This window comes from Lentzea fradiae (assembly GCF_900100955.1).
Classification (GTDB): domain Bacteria; phylum Actinomycetota; class Actinomycetes; order Mycobacteriales; family Pseudonocardiaceae; genus Lentzea; species Lentzea fradiae.
On record NZ_FNCC01000004.1, the window covers coordinates 1 to 12,894 of the forward strand.

Sequence of the window (12,894 nt, forward strand, 5' to 3'; positions counted from 1 at the left end):
CTTCGCCCCGCACCCGGAGGACTTCGAGGAGCCGGAACCGGTCGCGCAGACGCGGGAGGAGCCGGTCGCCGAGGACGACCGCCCGGTCGTGGAGGTCCCCGAGGAGCGGGACATCCCCACCGCGGGCCCCGACGAGCCGATCCTCCTCACGCACCAGCGCCAGGAGGAGCGCACGGACCACCTCGCCGCCGACACCGAGGACCGTCCGCGCGACGCCCTGCAGGACACGATGGCCTGGAGCCCCGTCCTCGACGAGCCGCCGCAGAGCCCCGCCGAGGTCACCGAGGAGCACCCGGTCGTCTCCGTCTCCGACGACGAGCCCGACCTGGCGCCCGAGGACGAGATCGAGTCGACGACGTCGTTCGAGCCGCGGTTCGAGGACGAGCAGGAGGCGGAGCCCGACGCCGAGCAGGAGTCCCGGTTCGACGCGCAGCTCGACTCGCACTTCGCGGACGAGCCCGAGCGGGAGCCCGCCCGCGAGGCGGCGCCGGCCGCCGTGCCCGCGCCCGCCCCCGTCGAGGAGACGACCCAGTTCGACGCCGCGCTCTTCCAGGACGAGCCGGAACCGGAGCCCGAACCCGAGCCGGAGCCGGAACCCGAGCCCGAGCCCGAACCGGTGAAGCCGCCGCGGCAGGTCACGCCGGAGGAGGACCGCGAGCTGGCGGGCACCCGCCGCGCGCTGGACGACCTGAGCGTGCCGCACGGCGTGTACCGCATCGGCGAGCCCGCCGACCGCACCTGGACGCTGCGCCTCGACGGCGACAGCTGGGAGGTGTGCTGGTTCGACCAGACCCCGAAGAACCCGGTGCGGTTCGACAAGGTCGAGGACGCGTCGGCGTACCTGATCGGCAGGCTCGTGCTGGGCAACTTCCGCACGATTCAGCGCCAGCCGCTGCCGCCCCAGGCCCTGAAGCCGCAGAACCCGCTGCCCGCGCAGCTGCAGGCGCCGGTGCCGCAGGCCCAGCTGCCGCAGACCCCGTTGCCGCAGACGCCGTTGCCGCAGACCCCGTTGCCCCAGACTCCGCCGCCGCCTCCCGGGCAGCACCCGGTGCCGGCGCGGCCGATGAGCAACGGCTTCCGCGAGGAACCGCGCCGTCCCGCTCCGCCGCAGCGCCCGCCGCTGCCCCCGCAGGGTCAGCCGGCGGCGGCACCGACTCAGGTGCAGCAGGTCCCGTCGGCCCCCGCGGCCGTGGCGCAGGAGGAGCCCTCGAAGCGGAAGTTCCCGATCTCGCCGCTGCCGGGTGAGCCGCCGCTGACGTTGTTCCGCCACAAGCAGATGTTCGAGCTGCCGGCGGGCACCGAGATCGACCGCTACGGCGACCAGAGCGGCAACCTCGTCTACGTGGCGGGCACGCCGTTCCCGGAACGCAGCCTCGTGCCGTCGTGGATCAACCGCCCGTACCGCGTGTACCGGTTGCGCCGCCCGCTCGAGGTGCTGACCGGAGTGGCCGTGCCGTGGTTCGAGCAGCCGGGCGGCGGCACCGCCTACCTGCTGCCGAAGGCGATCGAGGAGATGGTCGCGGACGGCGTGCTCGTGGAGATCACGGGCTCGTCCGACAACTAGTCGTGCGGCTCCGCCCGTGCGCGGGCGGAGCCGGTCTCACGACACCACCAGCCCGTGGGCGGCGGCGAACGCGATCGCCGTGTCGATGTCGATCAGGGCTCCGGCGAGCTTGGCCTGCCGGAGCCCGTTCGCGTCGATCCGCGCCCCGCGCAGGTCCGCCCCGTCGAGCTTGGCGTCGAGCAGCCGCGCGCCCGTCAGGTCCGCGCCGCTCAGGTCGGTCTTGCGCAGGTCGGCCTCGGACAGGTTCGTCTCGCGGAACCGCTGCCCGCCGAGCTTCAGCCCGTGCAGCGGCGCCTTCACGAACGACGCCAGGGTGAAGTCCACCTCGGTGAACGTGACGGGCCGCAGCACGCAGTCGACGAAGTTCGACCCCAGCAGGCTGCACGACGTGAACGACGACCGGGTCAGCACGGTGCGGTCGAAGGTGCACTGCCGGAACGCCGTCGCGTGGTGCGCCGACTCGCCGAGATCCGTCCGGGTGAAGTCGCACCGGGTGAACGTGCACCCCGTCGTGACGAGTTCGCGAAGATCGGCCTCGGTGAAGTCGCAGTCGGTGAAAGAGCGTTTTTCCCAGTGTTGAGAAGGCAGGTTGGCGTCGGAGTAGTCCTCCCCGACCTCTTCGAGCAGGTTGTCCACTCTCACACTCTCGCAGAGTGCCGGTGTTGGTAACGTGCGGGACGCCGGGCGACCCGCCCGACGTCAACGAGGACCGTCATTCGGGAAGGCTCATGACCCGCACGCCCGTGAACGTCACTGTCACCGGTGCGGCCGGCCAGATCGGCTACGCACTGCTCTTCCGCATCGCTTCCGGCCACCTGCTCGGCCCGGACACCCCGGTCAACCTGCGCCTGCTGGAGATCACGCCGGCGCTGAAGGCCGCAGAGGGCACCGCGATGGAGCTCGACGACTGCGCCTTCCCGCTGCTCAAGGGCATCACGATCACCGACGACGCGAAGACCGCGTTCGACGGCGTGAACGTGGCCCTGCTCGTCGGCGCCCGCCCCCGCACCAAGGGCATGGAGCGCGGCGACCTGCTCGAGGCCAACGGCGGCATCTTCAAGCCGCAGGGCGAGGCGATCAACGCCGGCGCCGCGGACGACGTGAAGGTGCTCGTGGTCGGCAACCCGGCCAACACCAACGCCCTCATCGCCCAGCAGCACGCGCCGGACGTCCCGCGCGAGCGCTTCACCGCGATGACGCGCCTGGACCACAACCGCGCCCTCTCGCAGCTCGCGAAGAAGCTGGGCGTCGCGGTCACCGACATCGAGAACATGACGATCTGGGGCAACCACTCGGCCACCCAGTACCCGGACCTGTTCCGCGCCAAGGTGGGTGGCAAGACCGCCGCCGAGGCCGTGAACGACCAGGCGTGGCTGGAGAACGACTTCATCCCGACCGTCGCGAAGCGCGGTGCGGCCATCATCGAGGCCCGTGGCGCGTCGTCCGCCGCGTCGGCCGCCAACGCCGCCATCGACCACGTCTACGACTGGGTCAACGGCACCGAGTGGACCTCGATGGCCGTCCCGTCCGACGGTTCGTACGGCGTGCCCGAGGGCATCATCTCCTCGTTCCCCGTGCGCACCTCCAACGGCTCGTACGAGATCATCCAGGGCCTGGAGATCGACGAGTTCTCCCGCGCCCGCATCGACGCCTCCGTGGCCGAGCTGGTCGAGGAGCGCGACGCGGTCAAGGAGCTCGGCCTCATCTGAGTTCGCCCGTGGCCCGGTCCGCGAATCGTGAGAGTGTGGGGAACGTGCTGATTCCTTGGGACGTTCCCCAGCCACAGCTCTCCGACGACGTGCACCCCGCGCTCGCCGACGCCGCCCGTGCGGCGTCGGCGGCGTACGGGCGGGCTCGCGCTCTGCACACGCGCCTGGAGCTCCGCGAGGAAGTCGCGGACGGCGCGGACGGAACACCGACGATGCGCGTGGACCGCATCGTCGAGGACGCGATTCTGGAGTCCATCCACCGCAGTCGCGTGAACCTGTTGTCCGAGGAAGCCGGGTTCGTCGACAACGGCTCCTCGGTCACCCTCGTCATCGACCCGGTCGACGGGTCAGCGAACGCCGCTTTCGGGGTCCCTCTTTCGTGTTTCGCCGGTGCGCTCGTCGAGGACGGCACGGCGAAGGAAGCCCTCACGACGTGGTTCGACACGGGCCGCGCGTGGCATGCGCGCGCAGGGGTGCCCACGGCGTTCCGCACCACCGGACGCACGTCGCTCGACGGCGCGGCCGTGTGCATGATGCGCCCCAAGCGAGGCACTCAGGACGCGTGGCTGCGCATCGCGAACCGCGCCGGCCGCATCCGCGTGCTGTGCACGACCTGCCTGGAGACCATGCTGGTCGCGGAGGGCGCGGTGGACGCCTTCATCGATCCGGGCAGCGACACGCACCGGATCATGGACCTGGCGACGGCGCTCGTCACCGTCCCCGCCGCGGGCGGGGTGTTGGTCGACCTGCACGGGCGGCCGTTCACCTTCGGCCCCGACCTGACCCACCGGTGGTCGGGCGTGGCGGCAGCGACTCCTCAGCTGGCCGAGGAGCTCATCGCGACCGTGCTGGACGCCTAGACGGAACCGCGCGGCTCGACGATGCAGTCGGGACCGGGGAACACCAGGCCCTCGTGACCGTCGTTGAACCGCACCAGGTACGGCGGGTGCCCGTCGGACCCGCGCACTTCGAGGATTTCGCCCAGCCGCTCCTCGAGCCCGATGGAGCGGCTGTGGACGTGGAGCCTGTCACCCACTGTTGCTTGCATGGTGCTGCGACACCTCCGGTGTGCGGCGTGAGGCAGGGTGCATCGAGATGCGACAAAGCCTAAGCCTCCACCGGAGGAGCGCAACAGGGCTCAAGGGCTCATCCGCCGCAAGCCGAGGACACCTTCGCGACGAGGTCGGCCTTCTGCGCCACCCAGTCCGCGGCGGAGCCGACGTTCTGCATGCCGTTGGCCGCTTCCTCGAGTGCCTGCTTCACCTGCTCGTCCGGCGAGGAGTTCGCGAGGTTCTCGAGCTCCTTCGCCTTCGCCTGGGTGTCCTCCAGGGCCTTCTGCGGGTCGCTGAGGTCCGGCGAGAAGCCCACCAGCTGGATCGCGTCGGCGCACAGCTTGACCTTGTCCGCGGTGTTGCTGACGTCCTGGATCGTGTCGCAGGCCGTCAGGCTGCCCAACGCGATGACGGCCGCCGCCAGCGGTCCCAGTAGGCGCATTCGCTCTCCCTCTGCCCGAAGTGTCCGGTTGTTCTCGTTGTTCACGACTCTACCGACGCACGAGCCTGTCCGGCCTGGCGTTGGTAGAGCTTCCGGATGACGTCGTCGATCTGGGGCTCCACCACGGCGAGGTCGTGCACCTCCACCCGGCTCACCACGCGGGTGATCAGCTGCGCCGCCGTCGTCTCCACCCTCCGGAACGTGAGGTGGTGGCGCAGCCCGTTCGCCTCGCTGCGCACCGCCGTCACTCCTGGGACGTCCGGCGGCGGTCCGGGTTCCCTGAGGTCGATGACCAGCTCCCGCTCCGGCGTGACCTCGGCGCGCAGCTCGTCGAGCGGGCCGTCCGCGAGCACCCGGCCGTGGTCGATCACCATCAGCCGCGGGCAGAGCCGTTCGATGTCGTCGAGGTCGTGCGTGGTCAGCAGCAACGTCGTGCCGCGGCGGGCGTTGATGTCCGCGAGGAACTCCCTGAGCCGTTCCTTCGACTCCAGGTCCAGTCCGATCGTCGGCTCGTCGAGGACCAGCAGCTCCGGAGCGTGCAGCAGGGCCGCCGTGATCTCGCCGCGCATCCGCTGCCCCAGCGACAGCTGCCGCACCGGCGTGGCGAGGAACCCCCGCAGCCCCAGCAGCTCGACGCACTCGTCGAGCCGGTCCCGGTGGTCCGCGGCGGGCACCCGGTAGATGGACCGCAGCAGGTCGAAGCTGTCCCGCAGCGGCAGGTCCCACCAGAGCTGGCTGCGCTGGCCGAACACGACGCCGATGCGCCGCGCCAGGTCGCGCCGCTGCCGTGACGGATCCACGCCGTTCACCCGGACGTGGCCGCTGGTGGGCACGAGGATGCCGGTCAGCATCTTGATCGTCGTGGACTTGCCGGCGCCGTTCGGCCCGACGTACCCGACGGCCTCACCCGCCTCGACGCCGAACGTGACGTCGTCGACCGCGGTGACGGTCTTGTACCTGCGCCGCAGGCCCTTCGACGTGGCGACCTTGAACTCCCTGCGGAGCTCCCTGACCTCGATCATGATCCCGTACCCCGGTAGTGCCTGACCGCGAACCGCCAGACGAGCCCCGCGACACCCGCCGCGAGGACCGCGACGAGCGGCGACGTCCACCCCGTCCAGCCGGGAAAGCCGAGCGGGTCCTGCTTCCCGAGCAACGTGAGGCTCGGGTAGTACGCCACGAACGCACCCGGCACGACGAACGCCATCAGCCAGCGCAGCGGCCGTGAGTAGACGTTGATCGGGTACGACGTGAAGGAGTTGCCGCCGTAGGTGACGGCGTTGGCGAACTCGCGGCCCTCGACGATCCAGAAGCAGACCGAGCAGGCCACCACCCACACCGCGCTGAAGATGACCGCGCCCGCGACCGGTGTCAGCACGGCCAGCACCACCTTCGCCGGAGTCCACTCGACGGTGACGTGCGCCAGCGCGTACCCCATCGCGCCCAGCGCCCCCGCGATCCTGCCGATCCGGCGCAACCGGATGTCGGTGCACATGATCTGCGGCAACGTCCCGAGCGGGCGCATCAGCAGCACGTCGAAACTCCCGGTGCGGATGTAGGTCGGCAGGTTGTCGAGCTGCCCCGCGAAGAGGTCCGCGACCCCGAACGCCGCACCCGCGAACGCGTACATCAGCACCACCTCGTCGCGGGTGAAGCCGCCGAGCGCGTCGATCCGGTCGAACAGGACGAGGATGACCACCAGTTCGGTGCACTGGGCGATGATCTGCGTGAGGAAGTCGATCGTGAACGACGCGCGGTAGACCAGCTGGCTGCGCAGACGTGCGCCGACCAGCCTGGCGTAGACGAGGTCAGCCACCCTGCACCACCACCCTGCGCACGGCCCGCTGCAACGCCAGGTGGCCGAGCCCGAGCATGGCCGCGGCCCAGAACACCTGGTACAGCAGGATTCCCGGCGCGCTGCCGTGCCCGAGGAACACGTCGATCGGCGCCTGCAGCAACGCCGGGAACGGCGTCAGCCACAGCACGTCCCTCGCCCAGTCCGGGAAGAACGCGACAGGCACCGTGAGGCCGCACAGCACCCCGGAGGTGATGTTCCAGAACCCGTACAGGCCCCGGTTGTCGAGCAGCCAGAACGCGCTGACGTCGATGAGGAACCGGAACGCGAAGCTGACGACCAGCGCGAGCACCGCACTCAGCAGGAACAACGGCCACTGCAACGCCGTGGCGGGGAACTGGAACGGGAACAGCGCCATGCCGAACACCATCGGCGGCGCCAGCCTGGTCAAGAACGCGAACCCGGCCCTGCCGGCGTCCTGCGCGAGCAACGCGCTCTGCAGGTGCCACGGCCGGTACAGGTCCACGACGACGTCACCGGATCGCACGCGCTCGGCGAGCTCGTTGGTCCCCCACAACAGGACGAACCCGAGCAGCCCCTGCCCGATCCAGACGAACGTGTTGGTGGCAGCGATGTCGTAGTCCGCGATCTCGCCGTTCGCCGCCCGCAGAGCGGCGGCGAGAACGGCGACCCGCAGCAGGCCGAAGACCACGTTCGTGGTCATCCCGGCGAGCATCGCTTGTCGGTAGGTCGAATATCTCCGGAACCCGGCAATGATCAGATCGGCGTGAACACGCACGCCGACCTACGTTAGTGACCGTCGCAAGTGGATTTCACGAGCTGCCGAACGCGCTGGTCACCACTTCACCCACACCGGGCTCCGAGGCCAGGCAGAGGAAGTAGCTGCGGGTGCCGTCCTTGAACCCGACCGCGGTGATCTCCCACCCGGTCGTGTCGACCGACGCCCGCGTGTTCGCCTTCATCGCCTCGGTCGTGCAGACGCCCTTCACCTCGGCCGACGCCGCCAGCTCGTCCGAGTCGACCGCCGGGATCTCCCCCGAGAGCCAGCCCCCTCCGAACGCCTCCCAGTAGTGCTCGTCCGCACAGCTGCCGACCTTCCGCGCCGTGGCTGCCTCGCCACCGATGCTGTTGATCCCGCGGAAGCACGTCGACTTGTCGATGCAGAACCCGCCGTCGCACTTCTTGAGGAACGGCGGCACGTCCTCCGCGCCACCCGGCTGCGCGGTCGTGGTCGTGGCGGCCCCCGGCCCCTGCGCGGCCGCCTTCTCGTCACCGAAGGAGTTCCACGCGACCACGCCTGCGGCGAGCGCGACGACCACCCCCGCCGCCGCGGCGAGCACCGGCCACCGCGTGCGCTTGACCTGCGCGCCGACCGGCACCGTCGGCTGCCGCATCGGGTCGCTCAGCTCGTCCCGCAGCTGCGCCGCACTGGCCGTCCGCAGGTTCGCGTCCGGGTGCAGCGCCCTGGCCAGCGCCTCGTGCAGAGCCGGCGGCACCCCGTCGACGGCCGTCACGGGACGGCGCAGGATCTCGCCGAGCTGGTCGAAACTGCTGACGGGCCACGGCACCGGCCGCGGCGGCTTGCCGGCGAGCAACGTGTAGAGCGTCGCGGCGAGCGAGTACACGTCCGCCTGCGGCGTCGGCTCCGCCATCGCGAATGCCTCCGGCGGTGCGTAACTGGGGCTCAGGGCGTCCCGCGTGACCGTGCTGCCACCCTGAGCGTCCAGCAGCGCCGCGAGCCCGAAGTCGGCGAGCTTGGGCGTGCCGTACCGGTCGACGAGGATGTTGCCGGGCTTGATGTCCCGGTGCAGAACCCCCTCCGAATGAGCGGTAGCGAGCGCGTCCGCGAGCCGGATCCCCAGCTCCCGCACCCGTTCCGGGTGCAACGGCCCCTGCCGGTCGAGCTGGTCGGCGAGCGACCCGCCCGTGCACAGCTCCATGACGATGTAGGGCGTGCCCCACGGCGTGATGTTCGCGTCGTGCACCCCGACCACGTGAGGATGCCCCGACAACTTGGCCGCGGCCCGAGCCTCCCGCAGGAACCGGTGCCGGTCCCGCTCGTCGACGAGCACCCGGTTGTCGATCTTCACCGCGACGTCGCGGTGCAACTGTGCCTGATGGGCGCGGTAGACGGTGGCGAACCCACCCGCGCCCAAGGGTCTCAGGTCCGACAGGCCGGGGATGTGAGGTGCGGTCACGCGCGGCAGCCTAGTCGCGCACCCCGACAATCCCGTCTCGCGCTACTTCTTCGCCGCTTTGGCGGCCTTCTTGAAGTCGCGCACCTCCAGCAGCGACTTCTGGTCCGTCACGTCCGCGACACTGCGCCGGCTGCCTTCGTCGCCGTAGCTCCCGGCGGCCTCCCGCCATCCGTCGGGCTGGATGCCGAACTGCTTGCCGAGCAACGCCAGGAAGATCCTCGCTTTCTGGTCGCCGAACCCGGGCAGCGCCTTGAGCCGCTTGAGGACCACGGCACTGTCACCGCTGCTCCAGATCTTCGTGACGTCGCCGTCGTAGTGCTCTGCGACGTACTGGGCGAGCGCTTGGACGCGCTTGGCCATCGAGCCGGGGAAGCGGTGCACCGCCGGTGGGGTGGCCATGATCGCTGCGAAGGCTTCCGGGTCGGTCTCGGCGATGCGGTGCACGTCGAGGCCGTCCATGCGGTCGGCGATCACCTTCGGGCCGGAGAACGCCTTCTCCATCGGGATTTGTTGATCGCAACACATCGTTGAATGTATGTTTGTAACATTGTCGACAGTCGCGGGGATCAGTATCTGTGTACTTAGCGCAAAGATCTGACTCTCAGGTGATAGTTCATAGGTGATGGCGGTGAGTGTTGCGGGCTGAGTCGACAGGTGGTGGCCCTGTAGCTCGATCTAGAGCGCTGGGTGCTACGGATGAATCTACTTCGGTGTTGCCGAATGATGTCGCTCGGTTCAGCCTTGACGACGCAACTGATTCTGCCAACGGTCAATTTAGGAAATACATACTGACATATGTGGAAGAGTTGGCTGAGGAGACTTATCGCGCCGAGTTTGGTTCCAGGGCGCGAAGTCTCGGCTCGCGAGAGGTAACCACTTCTCATGTAGTGCAAGCCTATGAAGTCCTGCGGTCCAGTAGGGTATTGCTGGAACAGGCGCCCAGGTCAAAAGGGTCTATTGCGGCGCTGACATTTGCTTTTTCTGCCGCCCTCGGTACTGGCGCTATGGGAAGCTATTTGAATAGCGGGCTTCAGTGGGTGGCGTTTATCGCACTTTTCGTGGTCGCGCTTGCTAGTAATGCTTTCGTGCTTTGGAGGCGACTGTGAAAAAGGCCCGGGCGAGGCAGGGTAGAGCGACAGAAATCGTGCTCACGGATGCCGCGAAAGGCGAACTGTCTCGATATGTGGAGGATGTTCGTGCCGGTGTTCTTGCGCATGTCGATTCTCCGCGTGGAGTCACGGAGTATCGTGTGGGTCGCGAAGAAATTGTTCGAGCTATCCGACGCTCTGAGCAGCAGCGAAATAGTTCTAAGTTGACTAGGTCGCGTCGGGATATTGTGTTCCTGGTTGCCTCCGTGGTTGGAGGATTGGGTCTCGGAGTAATTGTCAATTTCTTGCCGAGTTTGATTACTTCTCCCGATGCGCTGGCGGCCTATGCGGCCATTGCTGGGGCAGTTCTCGCTGCTGTTGCCATGCTCTTTAGTGCGCTACTCGCCGCGAGGCAGCGGGGCAAGGCAGAGGACGATGCTCGTCGAGCTCATTTCGAATCTGCGATGTTGGTCCAGCAGGTAGCGCTCGTGGAGTCGCTGGCTCGTAGGATTGTGCAGCCAGATAAGGAGATGTCCGGACGACAGATTCCCCTGCGTCGTCTTTTGGATCATTTGGTGGATGAGGGAGTATGGAGTGATGATGACGTGCGGCGCTTTGCGGAGACGCTTGCCGTGCGCAACGCTATCGTTCATGATGCCATTCCTAACTTCTCGGTCACCGATCTTCTGGCTGCTCGACTTCGAGCTGCGGACCTGGTTTCGCGGCTAGAGGATAAGGCAGGTTTGTGATGAGTGTTTCCTTCGTTCGGCCTTGCTGTGATCTGTTGCCACTTTGAAGTCGTAGACTCTCGCGGTTAATCTGACCTAGTTGCATCTGTGATCCAATTGGAGATTCGTCGGCAGGCATGGGTGCTGCTAGAGCTGCGCGCGTTTGCGGACATAGTGCAATGTTTGGTTTGGGCTTGTGGTGGGAAATATGTCCCGATATTCGCGGGCTGTCTGACCCGTTGGCGCGACGGCGCGGAGCGGTGGCGTGGCGTCGATCGCCGTGCCCAGCTCGACCGATCAGCCACGTCGGCGATCGTCACGGCCTGGTGCACATCGTTGGTCAGCTTCTTCTCAATGTGCTGCCGCCAATGGGCGCCCTCCCTGTCCGCGCCCCGTCCCGAGCACGGCCGGAGGCCGCGCGCAGCGGGCGGGGATGTGGACAGAACAGGAGGGCGCCTGCGCTGGCGAAGCCAGCGCCTTGAACAGGGAGAAGAAACTTTGAACCACCGTCAAGCAGCCGAGTCCGGGTCGGCTGGCCGCGCGACAGGCTTGTACCGATGCTGCTCACGAATCAGCTCGGCCCACGACTCCTCGCCCGAGTTGGTGTAGCCGACACCAGCAACAGCCCAGTCACCGACGCGAACGATCTGCTGATCAGCCGGAAGCGGATCGAGCCCAGCAAGCTCGCGAGCAAGATCAGCGCGGAATCGCACCCGATCACTCCGCATGGTCCCGAGCGTCGTGGAGTAGCGGCGGCTCTTGGTCGAGAAGTGCCCGCCATACCCGAGCATGTGCGCCCACTCCCGCAGCTTCAGATACGCATGGTCCTCGTGTCCGCCCAGCTCCCAACACGTCTCGATCATCCGGCGCGCGTGCATCGACAACCCGCGAACGCGGCGCAGGTGACCAACGCTCCTGATCTGTCGATCAACGGTCCCCGCGGCTTCGGCTCCCTTGGTGGCGTACTTGGCGATGTACCTCGCCACCTTCGCGTCGGTCCAGCCGTCGCCGTCGTGTTCGATCGGCCTGATGTCGAGTTGCTTGCCCCAACGGATCGTCTGTGCGAACCCCGGCACGCTGACTCGCGCAGATCGGGCGGCACTGTTGATCGCGTCGCACAACATCTCAGCGTCCACACCGAACGGTGGTGGCTCACCCGGTCCGGACGTACCGTCAAGCCGAATCACGGCATGGAAGTGCACCAGGCCGCGCGCCTGGTACTCGGCGACCTTGGCGTACTCAACCCGCACGACCTTCGAGAGTTTCGAGCGCGAAACTCCGAGTGCCTCGGCCAAGTGCCGGCGTAGGTACACGGCGAACGTGTGCCACAGCTCGCCAGCACGGTTGTTCCACAGCACCGCTCCGACATAGTCGTAGCTGTCTGGATCAACGGCCTGTCCGAGTACGGGATCATCCTCCTGATGCTTACTGCGACACGAGGGGCCTTCACGGCGTGGGTGACATGGACGAACGGCACCGGTCGCGTCCACGACCCGAGCGTGTACAGGCCCGAATGACGGCGCGGTGAACGTGGCGAACACCCGTGGGTGCGATGCGACGGAGGCCGGAACGTCTCGACCTCCGGCAAGCCCTGACCTGATCAGGTGGAACGTGTCATCGGCGTAGACCTGGGAACATGCCTCGCACCGGCTTGCGCGTCGGTTGCCGCACGCGGTCAGCAGGTACTCGTTCGGCTCGTCCCACGTCGTGTAGGTGCTGAGTATTTCGCCGGTCGCAGCGTCGACCGTGGTGGACGAGCCGACCAGACGGATCGGCGCGGAGCAACCGCGCGTGCTGGCGACCATCTCTTTCCAGCGGTGGAAGTCCTGCTTGTTGGCGGCACCCTTCGCCAGCGACACGAACTCGGGTGGCAGGTTGATCTCGTGGCCGCTCATCACGCGGCCTCCTGCTGAGGCTGGCTGTGTCGTTCGTCGGCGATCCGGATGCCGAAGATCGCGTTGACTCGCTGCCAGCGTTCGTCGCTCCAGGCGGGCACGGCTGCTGCTTGCTGCTCGGCCCACTCCCACATCTCGTCGGGCGATGGCCCCACAAGAAACACTCCCTTTCACGGTCGTGGAACCACGACGCGTCAACACAGGAAGCGCGGGGATCTACCCCTACTTGTGTTGGTGAAAGGGAGTGTTTGTGTGGTGGTTGCGGTCTTCTGTGACACCCCAGAGGGCTCGGCCCTCGTGCTGCTCTCGTCAGGGGATGATGTGCCACTCCGCAGGCCGTAGCCTCAAGTTTTGTTTGTATGTATAGGTTCTGCGCTGTGTTGAGTTGTCGCACGTGCTCGC

General features: G+C 67.7%; 14 protein-coding genes. 4 read left to right on the top strand and 10 right to left on the bottom strand.

The genetic code is table 11. The features are described 5' to 3' along the window. A partial coding sequence (locus tag BLT23_RS09705; protein WP_143035879.1) for a TNT domain-containing protein occupies nt 1–1,564 on the top strand: 1,564 nt, incomplete at its 5' end. Between the two features lie 36 nt (nt 1,565–1,600). On the opposite strand, the gene BLT23_RS09710 is transcribed toward BLT23_RS09705, so the two are convergent. Beyond that, nucleotides 1,601–2,200 (bottom strand): pentapeptide repeat-containing protein, encoded by a 600-nt coding sequence (locus BLT23_RS09710; RefSeq protein ID WP_425434357.1) that lies wholly within the window; start codon nt 2,198–2,200, stop codon nt 1,601–1,603. A gap of 92 nt (nt 2,201–2,292) precedes the next feature. Here BLT23_RS09710 and BLT23_RS09715 point away from each other — a divergent pair, with 92 nt between their 5' ends. Further along, the gene (locus BLT23_RS09715; RefSeq protein WP_090046772.1) at nt 2,293–3,273 is read left to right on the top strand and encodes a malate dehydrogenase; all 981 of its coding nucleotides are present in this window, start codon (nt 2,293–2,295) and stop codon (nt 3,271–3,273) included. A 44-nt stretch (nt 3,274–3,317) separates the two neighbouring features. Next, the gene (locus tag BLT23_RS09720) at nt 3,318–4,133 is read left to right on the top strand and encodes an inositol monophosphatase family protein (protein ID WP_090046951.1); all 816 of its coding nucleotides are present in this window, start codon (nt 3,318–3,320) and stop codon (nt 4,131–4,133) included. Here the strand turns inward: BLT23_RS09720 and BLT23_RS09725 are convergent. The 7 genes from BLT23_RS09725 to BLT23_RS09755 all read right to left on the bottom strand — a co-directional run bounded on the left by BLT23_RS09725 (nt 4,130) and on the right by BLT23_RS09755 (nt 9,354). Next, nucleotides 4,130–4,321, bottom strand: coding sequence for a DUF1918 domain-containing protein (locus BLT23_RS09725; protein ID WP_090046774.1), 192 nt, complete (start codon nt 4,319–4,321; stop codon nt 4,130–4,132). The genes BLT23_RS09720 and BLT23_RS09725 overlap by 4 nt on opposite strands. Nucleotides 4,322–4,419: 98 nt before the next feature. Continuing rightward, nucleotides 4,420–4,767 carry a hypothetical protein gene (locus BLT23_RS09730; protein ID WP_090046776.1) on the bottom strand — a complete coding sequence of 116 codons (348 nt, stop codon included), beginning with the start codon at nt 4,765–4,767 and terminating at the stop codon, nt 4,420–4,422. Between the two features lie 41 nt (nt 4,768–4,808). After that, nucleotides 4,809–5,789, bottom strand: a complete 981-nt coding sequence (locus BLT23_RS09735) for an ABC transporter ATP-binding protein (RefSeq protein ID WP_090046777.1) — start codon at nt 5,787–5,789, stop codon at nt 4,809–4,811. After that, nucleotides 5,786–6,583, bottom strand: coding sequence for an ABC transporter permease (locus BLT23_RS09740; RefSeq protein ID WP_090046779.1), 798 nt, complete (start codon nt 6,581–6,583; stop codon nt 5,786–5,788). Before BLT23_RS09740 ends, BLT23_RS09735 begins: the two co-directional genes overlap by 4 nt. Continuing rightward, entirely contained in the window at nt 6,576–7,286 is a 711-nt protein-coding gene (locus tag BLT23_RS09745) for an ABC transporter permease (protein WP_245743738.1), read from the bottom strand. The genes BLT23_RS09740 and BLT23_RS09745 overlap by 8 nt, the downstream gene beginning before the upstream one ends. 109 nt (nt 7,287–7,395) lie before the next feature. Then, nucleotides 7,396–8,781 carry a serine/threonine-protein kinase gene (locus BLT23_RS09750; protein WP_218133659.1) on the bottom strand — a complete coding sequence of 462 codons (1,386 nt, stop codon included), beginning with the start codon at nt 8,779–8,781 and terminating at the stop codon, nt 7,396–7,398. Nucleotides 8,782–8,823: 42 nt separating this feature from the next. Then, nucleotides 8,824–9,354 (bottom strand): HhH-GPD-type base excision DNA repair protein, encoded by a 531-nt coding sequence (locus tag BLT23_RS09755; protein ID WP_425434373.1) that lies wholly within the window; start codon nt 9,352–9,354, stop codon nt 8,824–8,826. 529 nt (nt 9,355–9,883) lie between these two features. Here BLT23_RS09755 and BLT23_RS39930 point away from each other — a divergent pair. Beyond that, nucleotides 9,884–10,618: a hypothetical protein gene (locus BLT23_RS39930; protein WP_143035880.1), complete on the top strand. Its 735-nt coding sequence runs from the start codon at nt 9,884–9,886 to the stop codon at nt 10,616–10,618. 488 nt (nt 10,619–11,106) lie between these two features. Here BLT23_RS39930 and BLT23_RS09765 read toward each other — a convergent pair whose 3' ends face one another. Both BLT23_RS09765 and BLT23_RS40625 read right to left on the bottom strand, forming a co-directional pair. Further along, entirely contained in the window at nt 11,107–12,492 is a 1,386-nt protein-coding gene (locus tag BLT23_RS09765) for a replication initiator (protein WP_090048527.1), read from the bottom strand. Then, nucleotides 12,492–12,647 (bottom strand): hypothetical protein, encoded by a 156-nt coding sequence (locus tag BLT23_RS40625; protein WP_176946673.1) that lies wholly within the window; start codon nt 12,645–12,647, stop codon nt 12,492–12,494. Before BLT23_RS40625 ends, BLT23_RS09765 begins: the two co-directional genes overlap by 1 nt. Between the last annotated feature and the right edge of the window lie 247 nt (nt 12,648–12,894).